A 26,474-nucleotide genomic window follows, 5' to 3' on the forward strand; every position below is an offset into this window, starting at 1 on the left:
GTAGATATACGGGCAAAGCCCTTTCATGAATGATAACCACCTACTGAAGTAGGTGGTTTTGGGCTGACAATAAAAAAGGGACCATATGGCCCCTTTTTAATGCAACAACAACTAATTATTGGTTAATTAGTTTGCCAGTGCTTCTTTTGCTTTTTCTACCAAAGTTGCAAATACAACTTTGTCGAATACAGCGATGTCTGCCAAAATCTTACGATCGATTTCGATAGACGCTTTCTTCAGACCGTTGATGAAACGGCTGTAAGACAGACCATTCTGACGTGAAGCCGCATTGATACGTGCAATCCACAGTTGACGGAATTGACGTTTTTTCTGGCGACGGTCACGATAAGCATACTGACCAGCTTTAGTTACTGCCTGTACCGCTACGCGATAAGTACGTGAACGGGCACCGTAGTAACCTTTGGCAAGTTTCAGAACTTTCTTGTGACGAGCACGTGCAGTTACACCACGCTTAACTCTTGGCATCTTTCAATCCTCCTACTAAGCGTATGGCAGTTGGCGTGCAATTGCTGGCACGTCTACTTTAGCAACTAAACACTTAGCGCGCAGGTGACGCTTACGCTTGGTGCTCTTCTTGGTCAGGATGTGACGCAGATGGGCTTGCTTGCGTTTGAAACCATTAGCGGTTTTCTTAAAACGCTTAGCCACACCGCGGTCAGTTTTCATTTTTGGCATTTAAAAACTCCGCATTGGGATAATTAATAAAACGTAAGGCGAGTTTGGGAATATCCCGCACTACTTTGATAGCCCTACTATTTTTTCTTCGGCGCTAGCACCATCACAGCTTGACGGCCTTCCATTTTCGGGAAAGCTTCAACCACTGCGACATCATCAAGATCGGCTTTGATACGGTTCATCAGTTCCATACCTAGCCCTTGATGCGCTAATTCGCGCCCGCGGAAACGCAACGTAACTTTCGCTTTGTCTCCGTCTTCCAGAAAACGAATCAGGTTGCGTAGTTTTACCTGATAGTCGTTTTCGTCAGTACCAGGGCGGAATTTAATTTCCTTTACCTGGACCTGTTTCTGCTTCTTCTTCTGTTCTTTCTGGGCTTTAGCCTTATCGAACAGAAACTTACCGTAGTCCATGATACGGCATACAGGCGGCTCGGCATTAGGACTGATCTCTACCAGGTCTAAACCTGCATCATCAGCCTGCTCTTGGGCTTGTCTGATACCAACAACCCCGATTGCCTCTCCTTCAACTCCTACCAAACGTACTTCAGATACGCCGGTAATTTCATCATTGATTCTATTAGGGGCCGCCTGACGGCCTGCTGTTTTTTTGATCTTTATGACCTATTCCTCCAACAATTCAAGACTACGGAGCGAAATCTGTTTAGTTACTTTGGCTGCAAAAGCATCGATGCTCATCTTGCCTAAGTCGACCCCGTCCCGGGTGCGTACTGCAACTTCCCTATTCTCCATTTCCTGATCGCCTACGACCAGCAAATAAGGAACCCGTTGCAATGTGTGCTCGCGTATTTTAAAGCCAATTTTCTCATTCCTCAAGTCCTTACACGCACGGATGCCTTGAGACTTGAAAAGACTGACGACTTCTTCAACATAATCAGACTGCTTATCGGTAATATTCATTACCACAACCTGAGATGGAGCCAGCCATACTGGGAATTTACCGGCGTATTCTTCAATCAAAATACCGATAAAGCGTTCTAACGAACCTAAAATTGCACGGTGGATCATCACCGGTACCTGTCGGCTGTTATCTTCAGCCACGTAGGTAGCACCTAAACGTCCAGGTAACGCATAATCCAATTGCACTGTGCCGCATTGCCAAGCACGGTCCAAACAGTCATGCAGTGTAAACTCAATCTTAGGCCCGTAGAAAGCACCTTCACCTGGTAAAATTTCGTATTCGATATTGTTATGAGTCAGCGCTTCTTTGAGTGCAGCTTCAGCACGATCCCACATGGCATCATCGCCAATACGTTTTTCAGGACGAGTGGACAACTTAACGACGATATTTTGAAAGCCAAAAGTTGAATAGATGTCATAAACCATCTTGATACAACTACTAACTTCTTGTTGAACCTGATCTTCCGCACAGAAAATATGTGCATCATCCTGAGTGAAACCACGAACACGCATCAGACCGTGCAAGGAGCCTGATGGTTCGTTACGGTGACAACTACCAAATTCAGCCATACGCAGCGGCAAATCACGATAGGATTTAAGCCCCTGGTTAAAGATCTGAACATGCCCAGGGCAGTTCATTGGCTTAATCGCATATTCACGGTTTTCGCTGGATGTGGTGAACATCGCTTCAGAATATTTATCCCAGTGACCTGAGCGTTCCCACAGTACCCGGTCCATCATGAACGGACCTTTCACTTCCTGATAGTCGTACGCATCTAACTTTGTGCGAACGAAACGTTCAAGTTCACGGAAAATACTCCAGCCATCATGATGCCAGAACACCATACCGGGTGCTTCTTCTTGCATATGGTAGAGATCGAGCTGCTTACCAATTTTTCGATGGTCACGTTTTGCGGCTTCTTCCAAGCGTTGCAGGTAGGCTTTAAGCGCTTTTTTATCACCCCAAGCCGTACCATAAATACGCTGCAACATCTTATTATCGGAGTTACCGCGCCAGTATGCGCCCGCAATATTCATCAGTTTGAAGTAGTGGCATAAGCGCATGTTAGGCACGTGTGGACCACGACACATGTCTGTATATTCTTGATGATGATAAAGTGCCGGATGATCATCCTTACTGATGTTTTCATCAAGGATTGCCATTTTGTATGGTTCACCGCGCTGTGCAAAAGCATCGCGCGCTTCCTGCCAACTGACGACACGTTTTACTACGTCGTAATCAGTCTTAGCCAGCTCTAACATCCGAGCTTCCAGTTTATCGAGATCTTCTTGTGTTAACTTATGTTCTAAATCAACATCGTAGTAGAAGCCATTATCGATCACTGGTCCGATCGCCATTTTGGTCTCTGGCCACAATTGCTTAATGGCATGTCCCAAAAGGTGGGCACAGGAGTGACGAATAATTTCCAGTCCTTCCTGATCTTTAGCGGTAATAATGGAGAGTTCGGCGTCTTCAGTGATCAGATCGCAAGCATCTTTCAACTGACCATTAACACGTCCGGCTACACAGGCTTTTGCGAGGCCTGGACCGATATCGGCGGCAACATCCAGAGTCGAGACAGGATTGGCAAATTCGCGTTTGCTTCCATCCGGCAGAGTAATAACAGGCATGAATAATCCTTAGTCCAGTGGTGACCCACACGCAGGGCCACTTGGCTGATTCAAATAAACAGAATTAAAAAACGTGTGCGTTTTACTGAGAAAGACAATACAAGAGCCTTGGCATCGGTAAAACGAGCTGACGATTTTAATGGATAAGCCTTTGTAGACGCAACCAAATCTAACACTAATTCACATTAATGTGATGCCTTCGTAAAGTTACCTTACACCTTTTGAAAATATCCTCTGAGAAAGACGTACTCGTAACATTTCATTGAAAAACATAAAGATTATTTCAGGTTATGGCGCAAGAAATTTATAACACTTAAATGAATTGAGCATTGATGCGGCTACAGCACATTAGATGCCGCTCATCTATACTCTAAGAGAGTTAATCAACCGAGGTAATGTCAATGAAACAGCAAACTATCTGCTGCCCATATTGTGGGCACCAACAGACACTGCAACTTGACTCCAGCGGTGGTGATCAAGAGTTTTACAGTGATTGCCGAATTTGCTGCAATCCTATCCACATCCGTATGCATATCGATCATCAGCATCAACGCATTGAATTGCATGTTGATGCTGACGATGAACAATTTTATTAGTGGATTACGGGTTAACGCTGGGCTACATCTTTTTGAGCCAATACTCGCTCAACGGTATCAACTATCGTTTGGGTTTGGTTATCGATCTCAATATTAAAAAACATACCCGGTTGATAACGACCAAGATTAGTGAGTCTTAAGGTTTCTGGAATAAGGTGCAGATCAAAACAATTGTTCTTTATATTTCCGATGGTTAGACTACATCCATTAATACCAATAAAGCCTTTGTAAAGCACATACTTCATCCAAACCGACGGCAGTTCTAACGTTAGATCATAGTGGGTATCGGTTTGATCAACGGTCACCAATTTCGCTTGGGTATGAATATGTCCAGATAGAATATGGCCACCGATCTCTTTGCCAAATTGCAATGAACGCTCAATATTCACGTCATCATGAACTTGTAAATTACCGAGATTAGTCAGGTTAAGCGTCTCTTCCATTACGTCAAAAAACGCCCTATCATGCCCCACTCGCGTAACTGTGAGACATACTCCGTTATTGGCTACACTGGCTCCCGTTTGCAATCCCTCCAGTAATTCTGGTGGTAACGCGATCTGCAACGTATGCAATCCTGGCTTTTTCTCAATTGCCAGCACTTTACAGCAGGCCTGAACAATACCTGTAAACATTCTCTACTCTCTGGTTCAAAGGACAGACATGGCGCAGTTAGCTTTTCATGCCAAACGTATTATTCAATTAGCCTTGCCAGTGTTGGTAGCTCAGGTTACGCAAACCATGATGGGGTTTATTGACACCATGATGGCCGGCCGCGTGAGTGCCAAAGATATGGCTGCCGTCGCTATCGGTACTAGTCTGTGGCTACCAGCAATACTGTTTGTTAATGGCTTATTGCTAACCTTTACGCCGATGATTGCACATCATTTTGGCGCCGGACACAGTGACAAGATCCGTCCCTTGGCTTATCAAGGGGTTTATATTGCCACATTTGGTGCCATCGGTGTGATGCTGTTTCTCAATTCTGCCAGTTTTGTTCTGGATCACATGAACTTAGATCCAGCGCTTTATGTCGTCACAGAAAATTATATTCACGGCATCTTGTGGGGCGCGCCAGCGTTTCTCATTTATCAAGTACTGCGCAGTTGTAGTGAAGGTATTTCTTACACGATGCCGGCAATGATCATCGGTTTTGTAGGACTCGCAGTAAATATTCCTGCAAATTATATATTTATCTATGGGCATTTGGGTTTACCCGCTATGGGGGGGGCAGGATGCGGTGTTGCTACCTCATTGGTCTTTTGGGCAATGTGTTTAAGTATGCTCATTTACATGCAATGGCATCCGAAATTTAAAGCGGCACGCTTACCCGACGAGTTTGTCCGGCCACAATGGCAAACAATACTGCAAATGAGCAAACTGGGGATGCCCGTAGCGCTCGCGTTGTTTTTTGAGGTGAGCTTATTTTCTATCATAGCGCTGCTGCTGGCACCGTTGGGCGCAAACGTAGTGGCGAGCCATCAAATAGCACTCAACTTTTCATCAATGGTGTTCATGGTGCCATTGTCTATTGGTATCGCCGTGTCGATTCGCGTCGGCTATTACTTGGGACGCAATGAACCAGAACAATCCGCAATTGTCAGCAAAACTGGATTACTTCTAGGGTTCTCGCTCGCGGCATGTACTGCACTACTGACGGTATTGTTAAGAGAAGATATCGCATTGCTCTACAACAAAAATCCTCAAGTGGTTGCATTAGCGTCTGGGTTGATGTTGATGGCAGCGCTTTATCAACTGTCAGATTCAGTGCAGGTAATTTCAGCGGGCGCATTGCGGGGGTACAAAGACACTCGCAGTGCTTTTTATATTACTCTTTTTGCCTATTGGGGGGTTGGCATGCCACTGGGATATCTGTTGGCATATACGGATTTAATCATACCCAAACTTGGCGCTTACGGCTTCTGGTGCGGTTTAATTGCCGGTTTAACTACTGCAGCAATGCTTTATGCAGTTCGTCTTAAAGTGATTCAACGCCGAATACGTCACAGTGATGTTATTGAAATCTGACACTATATTATCTATTGATTGATAAAACACCGGCAGTTGCACAGCAAATCACCATCCGACGTTAAAAAAAGGTTTTTTCACTTGCCAGGATCAGTGGCTGGACTTTAATATAGCGTCCGTTCCGTTGGTGAATAGTTTAGCCTTCGGAAGTTAAGTGTACACCCGTAGCTCAGCTGGTTAGAGCACTACCTTGACATGGTAGGGGTCGGTGGTTCGAGTCCACTCGGGTGTACCAATAAATTTGCCCTTCTATACACCCGTAGCTCAGCTGGTTAGAGCACTACCTTGACATGGTAGGGGTCGGTGGTTCGAGTCCACTCGGGTGTACCATTTGCAATTCATCTTTGGTTCTGTGGTTTTTTATTTACTGCATATCTCTGTTGATGCACATCGCATCGCATGCTCGGTAGGTTCGACATTGGATTCTTGAGTCGGACGAAAGCGGTAAAACATTTTCAAATGACAGACCCAGTTTCGAGATCTTATAACGATTGTCTGGATTTAAGCGCATTGCGTAATAATAATCAGTATTCCCATTTTGAGCGACAGCACCACAATCTCGAATCACAACAGGCTTGTATGATTTAATCTCAGCTGCTTTAAGCTCATATTTCATCCCTTAATTGCTGTAGATTGGAGCGGGTTTCGGCGTTAAGCGCGGGTGATAGCTTCAGCACGATTAAACGATACTTTTTTGTGTCTTATGCAAGATAAAGCCCTTCACGACACTCTCGGGCTAACGGTCTTATTACACGATAGTTACAGATAGACAATGCAGTGTCCAGATTAACTGCGCCCTAAAAGTTGAAACGAGATTCATCGCTTTTTGTTTAATAAGGTCGAAACCTAATCTTTATTTTAGGATGTGAGATTATGAGGCTAAGCACGCTACCCGAAGAAAGCAGCGACTGTTCAGACATGACATAACTAACGTGAAGTCGCTCATGCCGCATTTTTTATTTTCCTTGGGCTTTCAGTAGTCCTATTTAGCAAAAGATAACTTTTTGACTTTTGGTGTATTGTTAGTGTTTGGTAGCTATGAAATCATAGGCTCGAAACTCCCAAGCATACGGAGCTAACACTCTATGAGTCAGCGCAGCATCCGCAGTCTGTTTACCCCAAAATCTATTGCCGTTATTGGGGCGTCTAACTCGCCTGCCAGAGCCGGCTGCATCATGATGAAAAATTTGCTCAGTAGCGGCTTTGATGGCCCGATTATGCCGGTGAATCCGCATGCCACCTCCGTAATGGGGGTGCTGGCCTACCCCAATATTGAATCACTACCAGTCAAACCCGACTTAGCCATTATCTGTACCAAAGCCGAGCGAGTTCCTCAGATAGCAGAAACGTTAGCGCAATTTGGTTGCAAAACGGCGGTGATTATTGCATCGGGTATGAATCAATGTGTGGCAGACGACGGCCAAACCTTGGCGCAAAAGCTTACGGAAAGTGGTAAACGTTATGGCATGAGGATACTGGGTCCCAACAGTTTAGGAATGATCCTGCCCAACCTTGGTTTGAACGCCAGTTTGGCCCACACCAGCGCCCAGCCCGGGAAAATTGCCTTCGTTTCACAATCCGCGGCGGTATGCACCACAGTGCTCGATTGGGCCAATAACAAAGGTATTGGTTTTTCCTCTTTTATTTCACTGGGTGATGCCGGTGATATCGATTTTGATGAACTGCTGGATTACCTCGGACGTGATTCAAAAACCTCAGCCATCATGCTTTACATTGATTCCATCAATGAGCGATTACGGTTTCTTTCCGCTGCACGTGCAGCATCCAGACACAAACCCATACTGGTGATTAAATCCGGCCGCAGTGCTGAAGGCGGTAACGCTGCCCGCCATCATACCGGTGCTAGCTCAGGTAACGATGCTGTGTATGAAGCCGCGTTTCGACGTGCAGGTATGCTGCGAGTAAACGACTTAGTTGAACTATTTGCCGCTCTTGAAAGTCTGGCGCACCTTAATCCGCTGCATGGTGAGCGTTTATGTATTCTTAGTAATGGTGGTGGGCCGGCCGTACTCTCTGTGGACGAACTGATCATCAAAGGCGGTAAACTCGCCCAGCTATCAGAAGAGACTAAAAGCAAACTCGCTGCGGTATTGCCACCAACTTGGTCGAAGCAAAATCCGGTCGATATTATTGGCGATGCAGATGGCGAACGTTATGCCAATGCCCTAAACATTTTAATGGATAGTGATGAACTAGATGCCGTATTAGTACTGCACTCGCCTTCAGCGTTAGGCAATGGCAACAACATCGCGGATGCTGTCATTTCAGCCGTCAGCAAACATCCTCGAAAGCATCGCGTTAACGTGCTGACTAACTGGAGTGGTGAAGATTCCGCATATGAAGCTCGTCGACGCTTTTCTAAGGCGGGAATTCCAACATATCGTACCCCAGAAGGTGCTGTTCGCGCTTTTATGCATATGGTGGAATTTCGTCGAAACCAGAAACTGTTGCAGGAAGTACCGCAGTCGCTGACCAACAATTCAGATACTGCTACCGCACGGAGAATTCTGCAGCAAGCCTTACAAAGTGGCCGAAAGGTGCTCGAAACCCATGATGCACGGGCGGTTTTCAGTGCTTATGGGCTAAAGACTATCGATACCTGGTTTGCCAATGATGCGGACGAAGCGGTTGTCATCGCAGAACGTGCAGGCTATCCGGTCGCCCTTAAAATTCAGTCTCCCGATATTTTACATAAATCTGATGTTCACGGCGTTATGTTGAATTTGGCGGATGCCGAAGAGGTTCGCCATGCAGCCGCAGCCATTACTAGTCGCGTACGGGCGGCAAATCCGGACGCGCGCATTGAAGGGATGATCGTTCAAAAAATGGCACTGACGGCTGGCACGCAAGAGTTACGTGTAGCAGTGCTTAATGATCCGGTCTTCGGCCCTGCCATTATGCTCGGGGAAGGAGGCTCTGAATGGGAGCCAACTCGGGATGCGGCAGTGGCCCTACCCCCGCTCAATATGGCATTGTCCCGCTATATGGTGATTCAGGCACTAAAAACCGGAAAAATCCACGACAGACATTTGCCAAATGGCTTAGATATGGCAGCGATTTGCCGAATGTTAACGCAGATCTCCAGCTTAGTGATTGATTGTCCACAAATTGAAGGTCTTGATTTAAACCCCGTTTTGGCATCAGGGGACACTATCACCCTGCTGGATATTAATTTGCGGTTAACGGAAGATATCAAAGACAATAGCGCTCGATTATCCATCTTGCCCTACCCTAAAGATCTTGAAGAAACGGCGACATTGCGTAATGGTCTGCAAGTAATGTTACGCCCCATCTTACCCGAGGATGAACCCAAACACCTGGCCTTTGATAATTCATTATCAGATGAAGATCGGTATAAACGTTACTTCGGTGTACGCTCACAGATGACGCACGAAGAGATGGCAGTGCTTACGCAGATTGATTACGCCAGAGAAATGGCGTTTATTGCCACCATTAAAGATGATTCTGGTGACGATATCACCCTCGGTGCTGTGCGTGCCTCGATTGATCCTGATAATACAGAAGCCGAGTTTGCGATGGCGGTACGTAGTTCTCATCAGGGTATTGGTATCGGAAAATTGTTACTGGAAAAACTCATTCGTTATTTTCGCGCCGCAGGCACGCCGGTACTCACGGGATATACCATGTTTGAAAATCGTAATATGGCAAGTCTGGCGAAAAGCCTCGGGTTTGCAGTAACGTTTGATATGGAAGAGCGATTGATCCATATGCATATGGATCTCTCAAAATCGTAGACTGTCGATGACAACAAAAAAGGCTGCATTAGCAGCCTTTTCGATTCCGATCACAAAACCTTAAGTGCGACACTGCTTAAAGATGTCTTCTTTAGGTCGATAGACCTGTGTGCTGACGTTAAATAAGCCTAACAGCGTATCAAACAAGTTATCCTGCGAATAGCCGCTGCGCTGTTGCAACCCACTGAGGCAACTTTCGCTCAGGCCATTTTCCTGAGCATACCCAGCAGAAATCCAAGATAACCAAGGCACGGTAGTCTGTTCGGCTGGCGCGATACCATACGGTGTGCCATGCAAATACAGCCCTTTCTCACCCAGTGACTCTCCATGATCTGACAAATACATCATTGCTGGGGCATACATATGTTGCTGCTGCAGCCGTTTTACAATCTCCGACAAAATATAATCAGTATAGAGAATGGTATTGTCGTAGGTATTGACCAATTCATTGTGGCTACAATTCTGAATATCGCTACGCGGGCAGTCTGGAGTGAACTGCTTGTGATCGTCAGGATAACGTAAATAATAGGTCGGGCCGTGGCTACCAACAATGTGCAACACGATCAATCTATCTTGATTTTGTTGCTCTTTGGTCGTTAGCAATTCATCAAGTTTATCGACCATTACTTGATCTTTGCAAAATTCACCATCGCACAACTTCTTATCCATATTTACATCAATGGTGTAATTTGGTACGCGATCACAGACCCCTTTACAACCGCTGTCATTGTCTACCCAAAATACGTTGACACCGGCATGATGCAGTACATCCACAGCGGTATCCTGAGACCGCGCTTGACGAGCCTCATAGTCTTTACGATCCATACGAGAGAACATACATGGCAGCGATACCGCTGTTGCGGTTCCACATGACTGGACATTGTTAAATGCAATCAGGCCTAAATCTTTCGTATACTGATTTGTCGGTCGATTATAGCCGTAATACTGATAATTCATCGCCCGGGCAGTTTCACCAACGACTAACACCAATAATTTGGGTTTCTCTTCCTTCATTGCCGCAGGTTTGATGACTTTGGCATCCAGTCCCAGCTGTTGATAGGTGATGGGCGCTTGCAGGTAGTTCTGATAAATGTATTTAGATGCAGAACCAATGAAATAGGTTGGTACGATATAGTGTTTAATCTGATCATTATTGCGAACAAATGACGCATAATTCTGCATATAAACAAAGGCAATAGCCACCACTACCGTCAAATTAGCCAGCATAAATACTAGCTTTCTCAACATTTCTTTGGTGAACGGGCGGTACTCAATATCTGCCTTATACAGTAAAAATGCAGGTACCAACCCGGTTAAGGCAAAATTGGTAAACGATGCCCAGTTCACATAGGTTAAGGCTTCTGCGCTGTTAGTCTGAAAGGTGTTTTCAATCATTCCAGTATCAAATACAACACCGTATTTGTAAGCGGCAAAAAACACCCCAGAAGACAACAATATCAACGCAATAAAAAAGGGTTTTAGCAGATACTTAAAGCTAAAAAATGAAAACAGAAAGCCGAGTGCTGCAACCAAAAAGACTGGGATTGTGGCAACAAATACCGGATCAATGTGAGATTGATGTTCAAGTCCTTTTTTAACCACAGAAAAGAATGGAATATTGAAGATCATGACGAAAAACAGCGCCAACAAGAAAGTAACGCGGTTTACGGATAACGATTTAAGCACCTTGGCTCCCACAACGACGAGAAATTTGTCTTAATTTTCAGACAAGCAAGCTTACAGATATTAAGTGTAATTTATAACAATCACGACTTAAGAAATACTTAAGTGAGTTAGGATAACAACAAATGGCTATGGTTGTATGTTTCAGAATGTACCATTCAGGCGGGTCAAAAACGTCAATAACTGATGGCACTCTGTATCATCAAATACTGCGGTCATTTCACGGGTTAACTGCAAGTGCAGTTGGTCGTGCTCAGCAAACATTTGCTGGCCTTTTTCTGTCAGCAAAACCTCAACCGAGCGTCGATCCTTGGCAGAGGGTTGACGCTCAACTAGTCCGAGTTTTACTAGTCGATCAATCTGCACTGTCAACGTACCCGTAGTGATGCCGAGCTTATCGGCTAACTCTTTCATCCGCATAGAGCCATTGGCACCGAGTATCTCAACTGTGTGTACCTGCGCGAGCGACACCCCTTGATCCCTCACGACACTTTGTTCCCAAGATGACAAACGCTCGTAAAACTCAATAATGGCGTGGTTGATATCCTGATCCAGTTGGTACTCAGCGCTCATTAGTAGCTCCACTATGGGTTAATGATGATGGTGGTCATGGTCATGGTCATGGTCATGGTCATGGTCATGGTCATGGTCATGGTCATGGTCAGTAGCATGATGACAGCAACCACTACCGTTGCAACTATTACGAGGATGTTCTGCTTCGGTGCAATCATCGCAACGGTTAACCTCAATCGTCAAATGGTCAATCTGAGAAAAATCAGCCAGTAAATCATGATAATAGTCAGTATCTTTAGGCTTATGACTCACTAAGGAAATCATAGCGGCATGGTGGTCAGCGCTGACTTTCCAGAGATGAAGATCAGTGACTTTGTGGTCACCTTCTGCCTCGATACGTCTTACCAACTGCGAGGCGTAATCAGGTTCTGTACTGGCATCAAGTAAAATAGGGCTAGTTTGTTTAATTAATCCCCAAGCCCAACGGCTGATAATGACGGCACCGACGATTCCCATTACCGGGTCGAGCCAATTCGCCCCCATATATTTACCCGCTAATAGCGCCGCGATAGCCATCAGTGACGTCAGCGCATCGGCCAATACATGAAAATAAGCGGCTTTAAGATTGTGGTCATCGTGGTGATGGCTATGGCCGTGATCGTGCCCATGGTCATGTCCTTGGTGATCCTTTAACAAAAACACACTGACAATGTTCACTGTCAAGCCGATAACCGCCACCAATATTGCCTGATTAAAATGAATAGCCTCCGGCGCAAACAATCGATAAACCGATTCAATCACCATAACCAACGCGACCAATCCCAATGCAACAGCACTAGTAAAGCCTCCCAACACGCTTACTTTGCCAGTACCAAACGCAAATCTCGGATTAGTTGCATTTTTTCTGGCGTAGGTATACGCAAATAGGGTCAACATGAACGCCGCAGCGTGGGTTCCCATATGCCAGCCGTCAGCTAATAACGCCATCGAACCGTAAACCGTTCCGGCAATGATTTCCGCCAACATCGTCACCACAGTTAACGCTAATACCCATTTTGTACTGCGCTCGCCGCTTAGATTTTCTTTGTTAAAATCATGCGCTTGTTGCCAACGAGCCGTAGTGTGAAATTCGGCAGTCATAAAATTCGCCTATTAGTTTGATAATCAAATAACTTGATATACGAACTATCTTTTTTCTGGAGGCTAATTGCAAGCAATTGTTCGATTTGTTTGATAAAAGCCGGCATAACGCACATTTTGAGTTGTAGTCGTTTATGTTATCGAAAATGGGCTTAACCGCCCAAAAAGCGTATAATTATTCCTATCAGAAAACGACGGATTTAGCTGATGTACATCAGTTTTATATTAGTGTCCCCTGCCCGTGCAGCGAATATTGGCGCTGCCGCACGAGCTATCAAAACTCAGGGATTTAATGACTTAGTTGTCGTGCATTCATTGGCACACAGAGAAGATGAAGCTGGATGGGTCGCCTGTGGTGCAGTCGATATTCTAGAAAATATTCGAGAAGCGCCGTCATTAGCTTCAATTGCCGATGAGTTTGATCTGTTAATCGCGACCACCGCGCGGGAACGCGGTAATTTGCGGGAATATCTGACACCACAAAAAATGGTTAATGCATTAAGTCAGCAACAGCAATCGTTGACCAATGTCGGCATTGTTTTCGGCTGTGAGGCCAGCGGCTTAAGTAATAGTGATCTGGAACTCTGTGATCTATTGAGTTATATCCCGTTAGCACAGGAGTACCCTTCACTCAACCTGGCGCAAGCAGTCATGGTGTACGCTTATGAATTGGGGCAGGCATTTTTAACATCAAAAATTACGCCCGGAATACATCAGCACGATGCCGAGCAACCCCAGTTGAGTGCGCTTGTTGAAAAATCTGCACGATTATTCGCTCAGTTGCAGATAGAGGAAGATACCAAGCTGAAACGTTGGCTGGAGGAGACACTCTGTCAATTTGGTGATCGGGATATCAAGATGGCACATCAGCTATTTAGTGATATTTTGAAAAAATTAACCTAGCGAATTATTTGCTCGCAGTGAATAACTGATTGAATTCTTCAAGCAGCGTTTGTCTTCGCGCTAAACACTCAGGAGAACGAGCGCTGCGACTCCACATTGAAGATTCAACAAATACCCGAAACCACAATTGCATTGCCCGCGCATTGTTCGATTCGCCCCACACCTCTAAAACTAGTGACGCAACTTCCGCGGTGCCAAGTTGAAAGTCTCGTTGGCCTTTACGCAATTGATAGTCTGCCAATGTATCAGGATGAAATGACAATACTGGCAATTGCTGCAGATAAGGGCTTTTCCTGAACATTTTCACCGCTTCACGCCAGCAGCCATCAAGTAACACAAACAAAGGTTTTTTACCGTCAGGAAACGAATTTTTTAGTGAAGATGTCGTCGGCGATACTTCAATAACTTGCTGTCCAGGTAATGCATAATCGCCAGGAAAGACCACAAATGGCTGATACGTAGGATCCGTTAATAACTGTAACAGGTGACGGTCAGGCTGAGTCCGAGACCATAAAAATGCATGAGTGTCGGGGATCAGGTCCGCAATCAATCTACCGCTGTTGCTTGGCTTCAGTACTTCTGTGTCATACATTACTAGCGCAAACGCTGAATCAGTGGCCAGAAGCTTACGACTGGCACAGGTACACACCTCAGCAGGCAGCAGGCAGAACGGACAACGTTTCACTTTCATACCGCGTGAAGCATAAGGCTTAGTCGCAATCGCCTGCCGATAAGCATGCAGTCGGTGCACTGCGTGCATCGCTACTGCAGTCTCAGTTGGCACAGAGGCAAGTAACGATATCGTCATGTTACAGAATGCGTCTTAAGAAAAAGTCCGCACGTAAACGCCGAATACGTGTCAGGATTTTTTTTACTGCAGCCGGATAATTCTGCAGCGTTTCCAGTTGACTGTAATGCTTAATCTGGCGGGTGTATCGCAGTAGCTGTTGCTGTTCTTCCTGAAATTTTGACGCCAGAGTCTGCTGTTCATCATGCAGCAGCAAACCATTTTCCAGGTCGAGCGCCCATGCGCGTGGATTGAGATTACTTCCGGTCAGCAAGTGTTTGCGTTCATCCATGCTGATGCCTTTGAGGTGGAAGCTATTGCGCTCATGACTCCACAAATGAATCTTCAGCAATCCTTTATCAATCGCCCATTGCTGGCGCTTCGCAAACTTTCTCAATGATTGCTCATAGAGATAGGGTAATGCCCCAATGGTGGAGAACGGTTGATCATCTGGAATAAAAAAGTCGTTTGCCGTTTTATCGCCCACCACAATATCCAGACGCTTACCATCATGTAAATGTTTAGCGATGGCGCGCATCAATAGATACGGTGGATTGAAATATGGGGTACAAACAAACAATGAATGACGAGACTCTTTGACCATTTGTAACACAGTGTTATTCAACGGGTTTTGTTTACGCCCCAGACCAACCATCGGCGTAATACGTAATGGAGAATACTGTGCATTAAACCGATAATAGCCACTGGCAAGCTGCTGTTTAAAACTTCGCAGTTCATGGCGCTCAGGCACGCGATCATTATTGTCACTCAAACTTACCACAGCGCTATGCGACAAGATAAATTCGTCAATCATGTTACGCATACTGCAAGCGAGTTCTTTAGACTCAAGCAAGTAATAACGATCTAAACGGTAACGCTCATGTTGTTGCAGGTAGACATTATTGAGGCTGGCACCACTATAGATAACCGCGTCATCAATGACGAAACCTTTGAGATGCAGAACCCCAAGGAATTCTCGAGACTTTACCGGCACCCCATAAATTGTGAATGGTTGCGCTGCTTTACTCATCAACTGCCGGTATAGACGATAATTACCGCCATCGCCTTTATGGCCAATCAGGCCACGACGGGCACGGTGAAAATCAACCAATACCTTGATATCAAGTTGTGGACGACGTACCTTAGCAGTAAGTAACGCTTCTAACACCTCACGTCCGGCCTCATCATCTTCAAGATACAATGCTGCAATATAAATGACTTGCTGCGCAGCAAGGATTCTGTCAATAAGGGTATCCTTGAAATTTTTTGGGGTCATCAACCACTGAATATCATCAGCAGCTATGGCAATTCCACCCAGCTGATCCAGCAAGGCATCCTCCTACAACAATCTATCCCGAACCGTATGATCCCTTTACCTTTCAGGGAGACCACAATAAAAAAGCCGTTAATGTAACGACGGCGGATTTAAGGCAATAGAACTTACTCACTTGTGACCAACGGAGCAAGCGTTTTCTCCCGGAACGAGAAGCAGATGCGGCAGAATTGCTCCTGTTTTGTACAATTAGTGTGCGCTTGCGTTACAGATCACAGTAAAATGATTGCAACGAGGTCAAATCACACCAAAGATTCGCAGCTAGAGATTTGATTCTAGTTAAGCCATTATGTTTATAGCTGTAAAACAGGATTTATTATGAAGCGACAGATTTGGGTACCTCTTTTACTTACGTTAGTTGCCGCCTGGGGGATCTTTCATTTCAAAGATTGGCTCGGGCCTCTAGTGCTACCGCTCTATATCGCTTTAGTTATCTTTGTCACACTCAAATTTTATCGATTAATGGAAAAGGATGACTCTTAATAATCATCCAGCACGCCGCTGGCACTTCAAAGCGCTAGTATTGTGGTCGATTTTATCGGCCACAACCTTTAATACAGCCTTAGCCGCCCCGCTTTCAGCTTGGTTACAGCCATTACTTCCGAAAGACTCTCAGACAGCATTGTGGGTACAGGATACCCATAGCGGTGAAGTGCTGGTCAGTCATAATGCTGATGTGCTCATGCTGCCAGCAAGTACCCAAAAGTTGCTGACGGCGGTAACTGCCTGGCAAGTATTGGGGGAAGATTTCACCTTTCACACCACCCTATTGACAGATGGCAAGGTCGAAAAATCCGTCATTAAAGGGGATCTGTATCTCCGTTTTGAGGGCGACCCGAGGCTTACCCGTGCACAACTTGCGCAAATGGCACATCAGCTTGCTGCGTCCGGCATTAATGAAATTGACGGCAATGTTGTGCTGATCGGCAGTAATGACAGCCAATGGCAAGCGCCAGGTTGGGTCTGGGATGATTTGGGGATCTGTTACGCTGCGCCGGTATCCAGTTTTATCGTTGATCAAAACTGTATTAAGGCGATGTTGGTTCAGCAACCGGACGGTCTTACCAAGGTAAAACCGCTTCTGCCTGCGCCCATCACCGTTAGCTCCAATGCCCGTTTTGATGCGGACCATCAACAGTCATTTTGCCAGCTATCACTGGAACGACTACCCGATAACCATTACCTGTTAGGTGGTTGTTATGCCGGGACGGCCCCTGCTCCATTAGCAATAGCCGTTAATAACCCACTACAATATGCACGTGATGTCGTGACTGATATCTATACACACCAATTCAAGCTTACCGGGACGGTCAACGCTGCCGATAACGTTCCAGCAACCGCTACGTTATTGAGTGACCATCAATCCACGCCATTAAGTGAACTTATTAGTGAAATGCTATTGGATTCAGACAATCTGATTGCCGATACCCTGTTGAAACAAGTCGGGCAACAACGTTTTGGCAAACACGCCGGTTTTGCGGCGGGTACTCGAGTCGTAAAGGAAACCCTGGCGCAATTAGATGTCGTGTTAGACAGCAGTAGTATTGCCGACGGTTCAGGGTTATCGCGTTACAACCTCTTAAGTGCCAGACAGTTAGCCAGCTTACTGATACAAATCAAAACTCGGCCATCTTTGCAATGGTTGACAGAGGTGTTACCTAAAGCCGGGATCAGCGGTACATTGCAATATAAACGCCCATTCACCCAAAAGCCTTTACGCGGTGCCGTGGTGGCCAAAACTGGCAGTATGAGTGGTGTACAAAATCTTGCCGGATTTTTATCGGGTGATGCACCACAGGATAAAAATCGCTATCTGATTGTGGTTATGGAAAACGGCCTCAGCCCAAAAGAAGAAAAGGCCAAACACAATTTTATTACCGTGGTGATGCCTTCCCTTCAGCACCAGATTATTGAAGATGGAGTGCACACCTCCATGGGGCAACAAAGTAGTGCTCGCTGATGCAAGCACCACCTATTGTATAATCTTGTGCGGTTAGAAATCGTCAGCGCTGAGCTGCATTATGGTCTCATCCCCGGCAGTCACTACATCCAGATGTAGTGAAACTCGTGGCAGTAATTTTGCGAAGTAATACTGCATCAGTTGTTGCTTGCGTTGCACGAAGGCAACAGGCAATTGAGCTGCCGCTTTTAGTGACTTATCCGCCATCATCAACCAGAAATGACCATAGAGCAGATAACCGAAAGCATCTAAGGCATCCACGGCTACCGCATTAATCAGTGCAGGTTGATCATGTTTCTGTTGATTAACTGCGGCGATAACATCTACAAAACGTTGCTGTAATTGTTGCAATTGTTGTTTTTGACTGGCAAACACCTCGTCACAGGATTGCTGCTGTTGCAGCCAACTGAAAAACTCGGTTACCGTGGCTAAGTTATCACCTACCAGCTTTCTTCCCAGAAAATCTATCGCCTGAATGCCATTGGTGCCTTCATATATCTGCGCGATCCGAGTGTCTCGTACTAATTGCTCGATGCCAGTTTCACCAATATAACCATGACCGCCAAATACCTGCTGAGCGGTAACGCATGCGTCAAAACCTCTATCACTTAAAAAAGCTTTTGCGACTGGAGTTAACAGTGCGGCAAAGCGGGTTGCTTGCTGCTGCTCTTCGCTATCTGCCGCATATTTTGCTTTATCCAGTTGCATTCCCGTCATGACAGCAAGTGCGCGTCCGGCATCCGTTAATGCTCTTATATTCAGTAGCATACGACGAACATCACCATGAACTATGATGGGGTCAGCTTTAGCGCCAGTTGGCGAACCACCCGCGGCTAATCCCTGCAAGCGCTCTTTGGCATAGCTGGCTGATAGTTGATAAGCCATCTGTGCACTTCCCAAGCCCTGAATACCAATAGACAGACGTTCGTAGTTCATCATGGTGAACATACAAACTAATCCCCGGTTCGCACGGCCTATGAGATACCCTTCTGCATCGTCATAATTCATAACACAGGTAGCAGAACCTTTAAGGCCCATCTTGTGTTCAACCGCACCGACAGTTACGCCATTGGCATCGCCAATCTCTCCGTCTGCAGTTACTTTGAATTTGGGCACCAGAAACAGGGAGATCCCGTCGCTTCCTTGAATTTTTGCGAGTACCAAATGGATTACGTTGCTGGTTAGATCATGATCACCGCCGGTAATAAACATCTTACTACCACTGATCCGATAACTGCCGTCAGACTGCGGCACTGCGCGAGTAGCAATTGTACGCAGATCAGAACCGGATTGAGGTTCTGTCATATCCATCGCCCCGGCCCACTCTCCAGAATACAATTTAGGAAGGTAGAGCGCTTTAAGTGCTTCCGAGCCATGGGCATGAATACACAATGCCGCACCAGCGGTGAGTGCGGCATACAAGGTAAAAGCGTTACTGGCGCTATAGCCCATTTCATCTAGCAGAACGCCAAGCATTTTAGGCATTCCCATGCCACCATATTCGGGCTCGCCGCAAAGCCCTACCCAACCGCCTTCAGCGTACTGACGGAATACCGCTGCATAACCGTCTGGGGTTTTTACACTTGAACCATTAAAGCTTACGCCCTGCGTATCACCGGGTTGATTCAGCGGCTGGATCTGCTCAGCACAAAACTTAGCCCCTTCTTCTAAAATGGCGGTGGCCGTGTCGAGATCCAATAATTCGGCGATAGCAGGCAACCCCTGCCAAACTGCTGCAGCATCAAAAACTTGTCGCAACAAAAAGTTCATTTCTTCGGTAGGGGCTTGAAATGGGATCATCGTTCTACGGCCTGTATTAAAATTTAAACAAGTGTTTTAATTTATCCTGAACTCTTGGATTTGGCAAACAGCAACGATAAAAACAACAAGGTTGCTCACAAACAGAACAGTCACTCCGATAACAAAAAGCCGGCAATATGCCGGCTCTTTGAAATTTTTCTATTTAGCAAATGCTGACAAGGTCACTTTCAGTAATAGATTTAGGCAAGCGTTGCATCGTCTGCAGTAGCAATGGATTACCCAAAATATAACCCATCTCCTTGTTATCCAGATTGGCTAACAGCGCATCCTGAGTTTGTGCTTCTTGCACTTTTACGCGGGCTATCGCGTCCATGGATTCAATCTTCCCACCTGGGACATGAGTTGGCAGCTTATCCATAATTTGCATGTGCAACTCCATCAGTTCTGGTTTATCGAGTAACATCCTGACATTCCAGATTTCTTTCAGAGAAGCCTCATACTCATCGCGGGCGTTTGCCGCCGCTAATAGGATCTTCGGCGGCTCAACCTCTTCAGGTGTGGCTAACAGATGTTTAGCCATAAACCATTTACCGACTTTTTGTGAGGCGGTAAATGCTGATAATGGAATGGCAATCCATAACCCGATAAGCGCTGGTGACATCCATGCCAACAGTGTCCAGGAATCAAGATATGCGGCATAACCCAGTAAGATCCCTGCCAGCACATGATATCGGTGACGATAAATCACATCAGACCAGGGCAAGCTGCCATCATCACGACGTTGCGGTGCCCAGCCACTGTCTTTCCCGGAAATAATGGCAAACACTGCCCCACAATGGATAAACATCATAATGGGGGCAATTAATGCTGACACCAGAATTTCCAATAGGATGCTGGTCATAATGCGTAATCGGCCACCCAAAACGCTGACATATTGACGATCGGTCAGCAATAACAAGGTACCAAAGATTTTTGGCCCAAACAGAATACCCATGGTGATATAAAACAAGCGTAATGCGCGGTCTGAGTCCATCACTGGCCATTTAGGGAACAATGAGAACTGGTCGGTAAAATATTCCGGACGGATATAGTGTGCCTGCAAGGCCAGCAATAACCCAGAAAGGATCAGTAACAACCAAAATGGTGACGATAAATAGGACATTATCCCGGTCACCAAATGTAACCGACTGATCCAGTGCAGTCCTTTAGCGGGCAACACTCGCGTATGTTGCAAGTTCCCCTGGCACCAACGACGGTCTCGTACTGCCATATCGATAATCGAAGGCGGACATTCTTCAAAGGAACCAGGCAGATCGGCGGCAATTTTAACGCTCCAGCCAGCACGTCTGATTAACGCTGCCTCAACAAAATCGTGGCTGAGGATATGGCCACCAAACGGTGGTTTACCTTTTAACACGGGCAAGCCAGCCGCCTGCATAAAGGCTTCAGTACGGATGATAGCGTTGTGGCCCCAGAAGTTGCCCTCTTTCTGCACCCACCAGGCGAGCCCGGTACCAATCACCGGGCCGTAGAAACGTGCAGCAAACTGTTGCAGACGCGCTAGCAGCGTTACCCCTTTTACTAAATAGGGAATGGTCTGGATGAGTCCGGCATCGGGATCGGCTTGCATCCGCCGTCCCAGTTCCACAATACATTGACTTTGCATCAAGCTGTCGGCATCTAGCACCAACAGACTGGTGTATGCGCTGCCCCACCGTGTACAAAAATCTTCAACATTTCCTGATTTACGCGCGGTATTTTTGCGGCGCCGACGATAGTAAACGTTCGCGCGGCCATCAAGTCTTTTCCGGAGTAACCAAAAGGCCTGTTCCTCTGCAAGTGCAATCGTAGGATCCGTAGTATCAGAAAGAATAAACCACGAAAAGCACTGAAACTCCTGAGTGTCTTTCGTATATTCGCGGAGATCCAACGCCATTGTTTCAACAGCAGAAAACACGCGATCAGGCTGTTCGTTATAGGTCGGCATTAAGATAGCGACATTATCGGTGAGCACTTTTACAGACTGAGTTTTTGCTTTAACAAAACGTCGTTTAATCAATGCTACAAAACCAGCCACACCACTACAGAAAGCTAAAGCGATCCAACAGAAATTGATGGCAAACAGCAGCAGTACCAAGTATTCCAGCGGTGTCACTGCCGCGACGCTGAATACTTGCAACATTTCATATATCGCAAAAGTTGACAGCAATAATGCAGAACCTACAACCATGACTCGCCGCGACACTTTTGAGGTCACACCGCCAGCAGTGGTGCATTGCCGCGGGAAACCGACGGACAATGATTTCAGACTCTGCTCTGGCATAGGAGCCGGTCTTTCCGGTGGCATTGCACTGTCCCCCTGCAACTTGGGGGCAGTTTCGGTCAGCAAATTATCCTGCAACATCTTTTGATCCATGGTATCCATTAACGAGACCACCGGTACAACCAGGTTTCAGTCTTTCCAGAAGTCACGGCTTCAGCGCCAGCGACTGCATCGAATTGAAGTTCGGCTCTAAGCTCAGCGACTTGAGCATCTTTAGGGTCGAATTGGAAGGTCAAGCGGTAACCACCGTTATGCGGGTTCTCGCGGATCACCACATTATCGATACTGCCACTTGAGGCTTGCACTTTAGGATCAGGCATAGTGGCAGGACGTTGCCCACCATTAAGTTGATAATCGATAACAAACAACCGTTTTGCCGTCGGTTTTGAAATATCAGCGCGACCACTGGCGGTACGGGCAACTGTGATAGTGCCTGGTTTTACCGATGGCTCATCGCCCCAGCTCAGACGATAGGCAAATCGGTATTCGCTTCCAGCACGAATGGGGTCCATCGGACGCCAGAACACCACAATATTATCGTGAATTTCCGATTGTGTTGGGATCTCCGTCAGGATCACTGACCCCTGCCCCCAGTTGCCAACTGGTTCAACCCATAAACTAGGATGTGTTTCAAATTGGGCGCGCAGATCCTGATAGGCACCATAATTACGTTGGCGTTGGATCAGACCAAATCCTTGGGGCGCATTATCCATGAAAGCACTAATCTGCAATGTTTTAGGATTTGCCAAGGGGCGCCACAAACGTTCACTTCTCCCATTAAGCATCAATAACCCATCTGAGTCATGAACTTCTGGTCGAAAATCATCGACGTTCTGACGGCCATTGAGTGAATGCATATACATGCTGGTGCCAGGTGCCAGACCGACTTTATCAAGGTCAACACGAGGGAACAGTGTAGCTTCTACATCCATCTGAGTATTGTCACCAGGGCGTACAGAAAAGCGGTAAGCGCCAGTTACACTCGGGCTGTCTAACAGCGCATGAATGACCAGCAGATTAGAATCCGCATGAGGTTCTTCAATCCAAAAAGCCTTAAAAAATGGAAACTCCTCGCCCATCGGATCAGCAGTTCTCAGCGCCAGTCCCCGAGCAGAAACCCCATAATTGTCACCCTTGCCCAGCGCTTTAAAATAGGTGGCCCCCTGAAATACCAGCAACTCATCATAATAATCTTTACGATTAATCGGGTAATGCAATCGGAAGCCGGAGTAGCCTATATCGTTTTTCGGCAACGCTTGGTTGAAAGCCGTGCCAGTTTCAAAATAGTCTGAGTTATAGGCAAGATGTGATGCCTGATTACCACGAACCAATGCCAGTTCGACCAACTGTTTAAAATAAAACCCGCGATGAAATAGTTGTAATTGGTACGGTAAATTCTGGTTTTTCCAGATCGCCGCATCCTGACGAAAATGAATATCTTGATATTGTTCCTGCGTCAGATTTTTCAGGGAATCGGGCAATGCTTCATCGGGAGCAACATAGGGTTTACTCGCAAGTTGTTTAGCCAGCTTAATCACAGTGTCTTGATCGAAAATGCCACTTGTCGCATATTTCGCATTGCTCACAGCGAAAGCGGCATCCGCGGTCTTTGCCGGTGCAGGAGTATTCTTATCGGATAATAACGCTTCAACCTTGTTCTCTTGGTTGAGAGGTGTCTTAGGATCAGCCCACACCACTGTTGATTGCAACAATACAACGACCAACAACACTGTTAGGCTAAGCGTTTTTCCAAATCGACTAAGCATGTAGAAACAACCTTATTAATCATTAAATCAAGAAAAGCAGGGTTTGTAATTCAAATCTGAGTGCCGCTATATAAAACGTCTCTGGTGGGCTAGCTTGTAGAATGCGGGCAATAAATTACTCCTAATTTCAGGACAAAGAAAGCCACCCGGTCTACTGTTTTTGCTGCCATTGTTAGCTGTATCTCGTCTCGAATGAAAACTGCTCACTAGTCCCCCTAAACACCGCTAGATAATCAAAACCTGGGTTGCTTTCGGAAAAAATAACCGCTAATCACCGAGACGTTCAGATAACTCCACACAACTGGGCTTCAGATTAATGAAAGTAACTCACGCTGCTATGGAAATTATAATACAAAGCATACGGTTACTTGTGAATTCTGGCAAAGATATACGTTAGTTTGAAAGCTACTTTATAAAACTAAACCTTAATGAAACTTTAATGACGTCTTGGCAAAGGCTGATACGGTAACGCTCTCGGGGCCTTTAAGTACTAGGATAGCTTTTATAAGTGATTATAAATCAGAAAATTATCTAAGATTTGGCGATAAAAAAAACCGGCAACACTGTGCCGGCTTTCTCATGAACGATGAATCACGCTATTGACGGCTTTTACCTGTCCAACGATCCATCCAACCTAACACTTTGCCATACCATTGCTGCAAATTATCAGGATTCAGGATCCAGTGGTTCTCATCTGGGAACACCAGCAATTCTGAAGGAATATTATTGCGCTGCATATAGGAAAATGCCGCTAAGCCCTGATCGTATGGCACTCGAAAGTCCCTCTCGCCATGGATCACCAGCATTGGCGTTTTCCAATTTTGCACGTAGTTAGCAGGATTGAACTTTTCATAAAGATCTTTGGCCTGCTCATAGGTACCGCCAAACTCATGTTCCGGGAACCACAGTTCTTCGGTAACATGATACATAGAGCGCAAATCAAACAGACCAGCATGGTCAACCAAGCACTTAAAGCCATCATTCCAGTTACCCTGGATCCAGTTCATCATGTAGCCGCCATAGGAACCCCCTAAAGCACAGGCATTTGACGCATCAATCCAAGGCTGCTGTTTCGCTACAGCGTCCAGACCTTTTTGTAAGTCCTCTAATGGCTTTCCACCCCAATCCATGCTGATGGAATCAGTGAACGCCTGACCGTAACCTGTAGAACCATGGAAATCGACCATCACCACTGCATAACCTGCCCCCGCCCACAGTTCTGGGTTCCAACGGAAGCTGAAAGCGTTGCCAAATGAACCCTGTGGGCCACCATGTACCAGAAAGGCCACAGGATACTTTTTGCCTTCTTCATAGTTTGCCGGTTTTAACCAATAGCCAAAAACTTCTTCATTATTCCAGCCTTTGAAGCTGAACTGTTGAAAGTCACCAAATTTAATCGTATCCAGTTTGGCGCGGTTAATATCGGTCAGGCGCTGCAGATCCTGACCATCGGTATTCATAGACCAAAGGTCGCCAGGTTCAACCAACGATGCGTGTTTAACAATCAGTCGATCCCCGGCGAGGCCGACTAAACTGTTGCTGCCATCGTTGTAAAGTGTACGAACATCACCGAATTGTGTGTTGACCGCAAATACGGAAACCTGTCCAACATCCTGTGCTGTTACATAAAGGGTGTTGTTATCTTTACCAAAGCTCAAGGAGGAAGGACTACGATCCCATAATGGCGCTACTTCTTTAGTCTGACCGGTAACCGTATCACGTAACATAATGCGGAAACGGTCTGCTTCAAATCCTGGCTTTTTCATCGCTAGATACGCGAGATAACGGCCATCTGCAGAAAACACGGGCTGACCGTCCCACGCTTTGTTTTCAGCGGTCAAATTAACAGTATCACCGCCGCTTACCGGCACCTGCCACAAGTCAAAATTTGTGGTCCATGCTTGGTCTTTTGCCGGCGCTTTGGCACTGTATACCACATACTTGCCATCTGGCGTAAAGGTCACTTCTTCCATGCCGGAAAATGGCTTCGGTGGTGTTTCGGTATCCAAACCTTTTGTGACGTCGACAGTCTTGCCTAATTGCCCGTTTTCGATTGGTGCGACAATCAGGTGATTACGTGCATGATCAAACCAGGTATCCCAATGGCGGATCATCAGTTGGGTATAATCCCGTCCAGTACTTTTACGCGCCTTTTCGGCGTCAAACTTGTCTTTGGAGCATGCTAAGGTGTCACATTCCGGGAATACCCGAATGCTCATGACGACCTGCTTACCATCAGCAGATAATTTATAGCCATCAATATCTAACGGCAGATGAGACACTTGCTGCGCCTCGCCGCCGCTAAGGGGCAGCCGGTACAATTGACTGCTACCATCGCGCGCGGCGATGAAGTAGATACTGCTATCATCGGCACTAAAAGTAACGTCGTGTTCAGTCCCTTTAGCCGTGGTTAACTGTAATGGCTTGGCATCTTTATTCGACAAATCCAACAGGTATAGATCTGAATCAGCTTTACCATCTGCACCAACGGTTTTTAGTCCATACACCAATTTGGTGCCGTCATTTGATACTGCCGCAGAATGCAATTTGTTGAGCTTCACCAGATCTTGCACCGTAAAAGGCTGCTTTTCAGCGGCGATTGCTGGCAATGCAATACCGGTGGCTAACAACGCCATACATAATGTATTCATTTTCATGGG

At 46.1% G+C, this 26,474-nt stretch carries 20 protein-coding genes and 2 tRNA genes; 8 read left to right on the forward strand and 14 right to left on the reverse strand.

Features of this window, described 5'->3' with window-relative positions:
- Positions 1 to 126: 126 nt before the first annotated feature.
- The 4 genes from rplT to thrS form a co-directional block, all read right to left on the reverse strand.
- Positions 127 to 486, reverse strand: coding sequence for a 50S ribosomal protein L20 (rplT, locus tag PY479_RS08685; RefSeq protein ID WP_133039520.1), 360 nt, complete (start codon positions 484 to 486; stop codon positions 127 to 129).
- Between the two features lie 15 nt (positions 487 to 501).
- On the reverse strand, positions 502 to 696 hold the full coding sequence (gene rpmI / locus PY479_RS08690; protein ID WP_011759880.1) for a 50S ribosomal protein L35: 195 nt from the start codon (positions 694 to 696) through the stop codon (positions 502 to 504).
- Positions 697 to 773: 77 nt separating this feature from the next.
- Positions 774 to 1,316: a translation initiation factor IF-3 gene (gene infC, locus PY479_RS08695; RefSeq protein ID WP_212596584.1), complete on the reverse strand. Its 543-nt coding sequence runs from the start codon at positions 1,314 to 1,316 to the stop codon at positions 774 to 776.
- 3 nt (positions 1,317 to 1,319) lie between these two features.
- Positions 1,320 to 3,248 carry a threonine--tRNA ligase gene (gene thrS, locus PY479_RS08700; protein WP_275483509.1) on the reverse strand — a complete coding sequence of 643 codons (1,929 nt, stop codon included), beginning with the start codon at positions 3,246 to 3,248 and terminating at the stop codon, positions 1,320 to 1,322.
- 395 nt (positions 3,249 to 3,643) lie between these two features.
- Here thrS and PY479_RS08705 point away from each other — a divergent pair, with 395 nt between their 5' ends.
- Positions 3,644 to 3,844, forward strand: a complete 201-nt coding sequence (locus PY479_RS08705) for a CPXCG motif-containing cysteine-rich protein (RefSeq protein WP_212596454.1) — start codon at positions 3,644 to 3,646, stop codon at positions 3,842 to 3,844.
- 11 nt (positions 3,845 to 3,855) lie between these two features.
- On the opposite strand, the gene PY479_RS08710 is transcribed toward PY479_RS08705, so the two are convergent.
- Positions 3,856 to 4,476 (reverse strand): riboflavin synthase subunit alpha, encoded by a 621-nt coding sequence (locus PY479_RS08710; protein WP_275483510.1) that lies wholly within the window; start codon positions 4,474 to 4,476, stop codon positions 3,856 to 3,858.
- Between the two features lie 28 nt (positions 4,477 to 4,504).
- Here PY479_RS08710 and PY479_RS08715 point away from each other — a divergent pair, with 28 nt between their 5' ends.
- The 4 genes from PY479_RS08715 to PY479_RS08730 all read left to right on the forward strand — a co-directional run bounded on the left by PY479_RS08715 (position 4,505) and on the right by PY479_RS08730 (position 9,645).
- Entirely contained in the window at positions 4,505 to 5,869 is a 1,365-nt protein-coding gene (locus PY479_RS08715) for an MATE family efflux transporter (RefSeq protein ID WP_275483511.1), read from the forward strand.
- A 158-nt stretch (positions 5,870 to 6,027) separates the two neighbouring features.
- Positions 6,028 to 6,104, forward strand: a tRNA-Val gene (locus PY479_RS08720).
- A gap of 18 nt (positions 6,105 to 6,122) precedes the next feature.
- A tRNA-Val gene (locus PY479_RS08725) sits at positions 6,123 to 6,199 on the forward strand.
- 755 nt (positions 6,200 to 6,954) lie between these two features.
- Complete coding sequence (locus tag PY479_RS08730) at positions 6,955 to 9,645, forward strand: bifunctional acetate--CoA ligase family protein/GNAT family N-acetyltransferase (protein ID WP_275483512.1); 2,691 nt, start codon at positions 6,955 to 6,957, stop codon at positions 9,643 to 9,645.
- 60 nt (positions 9,646 to 9,705) lie between these two features.
- Here the strand turns inward: PY479_RS08730 and PY479_RS08735 are convergent, their stop codons facing one another.
- The 3 genes from PY479_RS08735 to dmeF all read right to left on the reverse strand — a co-directional run bounded on the left by PY479_RS08735 (position 9,706) and on the right by dmeF (position 12,981).
- Entirely contained in the window at positions 9,706 to 11,331 is a 1,626-nt protein-coding gene (locus PY479_RS08735) for a phosphoethanolamine--lipid A transferase (protein ID WP_275483513.1), read from the reverse strand.
- Positions 11,332 to 11,472: 141 nt separating this feature from the next.
- Entirely contained in the window at positions 11,473 to 11,901 is a 429-nt protein-coding gene (locus tag PY479_RS08740) for a MarR family transcriptional regulator (protein WP_275483514.1), read from the reverse strand.
- 18 nt (positions 11,902 to 11,919) lie between these two features.
- Positions 11,920 to 12,981 carry a CDF family Co(II)/Ni(II) efflux transporter DmeF gene (gene dmeF, locus PY479_RS08745; RefSeq protein WP_275483515.1) on the reverse strand — a complete coding sequence of 354 codons (1,062 nt, stop codon included), beginning with the start codon at positions 12,979 to 12,981 and terminating at the stop codon, positions 11,920 to 11,922.
- Positions 12,982 to 13,188: 207 nt separating this feature from the next.
- On the opposite strand from dmeF, the gene PY479_RS08750 reads away from it, so the two are divergent.
- Positions 13,189 to 13,884 (forward strand): tRNA/rRNA methyltransferase, encoded by a 696-nt coding sequence (locus PY479_RS08750; RefSeq protein WP_212596447.1) that lies wholly within the window; start codon positions 13,189 to 13,191, stop codon positions 13,882 to 13,884.
- 4 nt (positions 13,885 to 13,888) lie between these two features.
- On the opposite strand, the gene PY479_RS08755 is transcribed toward PY479_RS08750, so the two are convergent.
- Together PY479_RS08755 and pssA are read right to left on the reverse strand one after the other, a co-directional pair.
- Positions 13,889 to 14,692: a tRNA-uridine aminocarboxypropyltransferase gene (locus tag PY479_RS08755; protein ID WP_275483516.1), complete on the reverse strand. Its 804-nt coding sequence runs from the start codon at positions 14,690 to 14,692 to the stop codon at positions 13,889 to 13,891.
- A gap of 1 nt (position 14,693) precedes the next feature.
- Positions 14,694 to 16,001 carry a CDP-diacylglycerol--serine O-phosphatidyltransferase gene (gene pssA, locus PY479_RS08760; protein WP_275483517.1) on the reverse strand — a complete coding sequence of 436 codons (1,308 nt, stop codon included), beginning with the start codon at positions 15,999 to 16,001 and terminating at the stop codon, positions 14,694 to 14,696.
- A gap of 321 nt (positions 16,002 to 16,322) precedes the next feature.
- Between pssA and PY479_RS08765 the strand changes: the two genes are divergently transcribed.
- Positions 16,323 to 16,487, forward strand: a complete 165-nt coding sequence (locus tag PY479_RS08765) for a hypothetical protein (RefSeq protein ID WP_212596444.1) — start codon at positions 16,323 to 16,325, stop codon at positions 16,485 to 16,487.
- Positions 16,477 to 17,964: a D-alanyl-D-alanine carboxypeptidase/D-alanyl-D-alanine-endopeptidase gene (gene dacB / locus PY479_RS08770; protein ID WP_275483518.1), complete on the forward strand. Its 1,488-nt coding sequence runs from the start codon at positions 16,477 to 16,479 to the stop codon at positions 17,962 to 17,964. The genes PY479_RS08765 and dacB overlap by 11 nt, the downstream gene beginning before the upstream one ends.
- A 33-nt stretch (positions 17,965 to 17,997) precedes the next feature.
- Here dacB and PY479_RS08775 read toward each other — a convergent pair whose 3' ends face one another.
- From PY479_RS08775 to PY479_RS08790, 4 genes are all read right to left on the reverse strand, one after another.
- A complete protein-coding gene (locus PY479_RS08775) occupies positions 17,998 to 19,764 on the reverse strand; it encodes an acyl-CoA dehydrogenase C-terminal domain-containing protein (protein ID WP_275483519.1) in 1,767 nt (588 codons plus the stop codon).
- A gap of 163 nt (positions 19,765 to 19,927) precedes the next feature.
- Positions 19,928 to 22,129 carry a glucans biosynthesis glucosyltransferase MdoH gene (gene mdoH, locus PY479_RS08780; protein ID WP_275483520.1) on the reverse strand — a complete coding sequence of 734 codons (2,202 nt, stop codon included), beginning with the start codon at positions 22,127 to 22,129 and terminating at the stop codon, positions 19,928 to 19,930.
- Between the two features lie 20 nt (positions 22,130 to 22,149).
- Positions 22,150 to 23,814, reverse strand: a complete 1,665-nt coding sequence (locus tag PY479_RS08785) for a glucan biosynthesis protein G (RefSeq protein ID WP_275483521.1) — start codon at positions 23,812 to 23,814, stop codon at positions 22,150 to 22,152.
- Between the two features lie 596 nt (positions 23,815 to 24,410).
- A complete protein-coding gene (locus tag PY479_RS08790; protein WP_275483522.1) occupies positions 24,411 to 26,471 on the reverse strand; it encodes a S9 family peptidase in 2,061 nt (686 codons plus the stop codon).
- Between the last annotated feature and the right edge of the window lie 3 nt (positions 26,472 to 26,474).

Origin of the sequence: Shewanella sp. A32 (assembly GCF_029167175.1) — a bacterium.
Taxonomy (GTDB): Bacteria; Pseudomonadota; Gammaproteobacteria; order Enterobacterales; family Shewanellaceae; genus Shewanella; species Shewanella yunxiaonensis.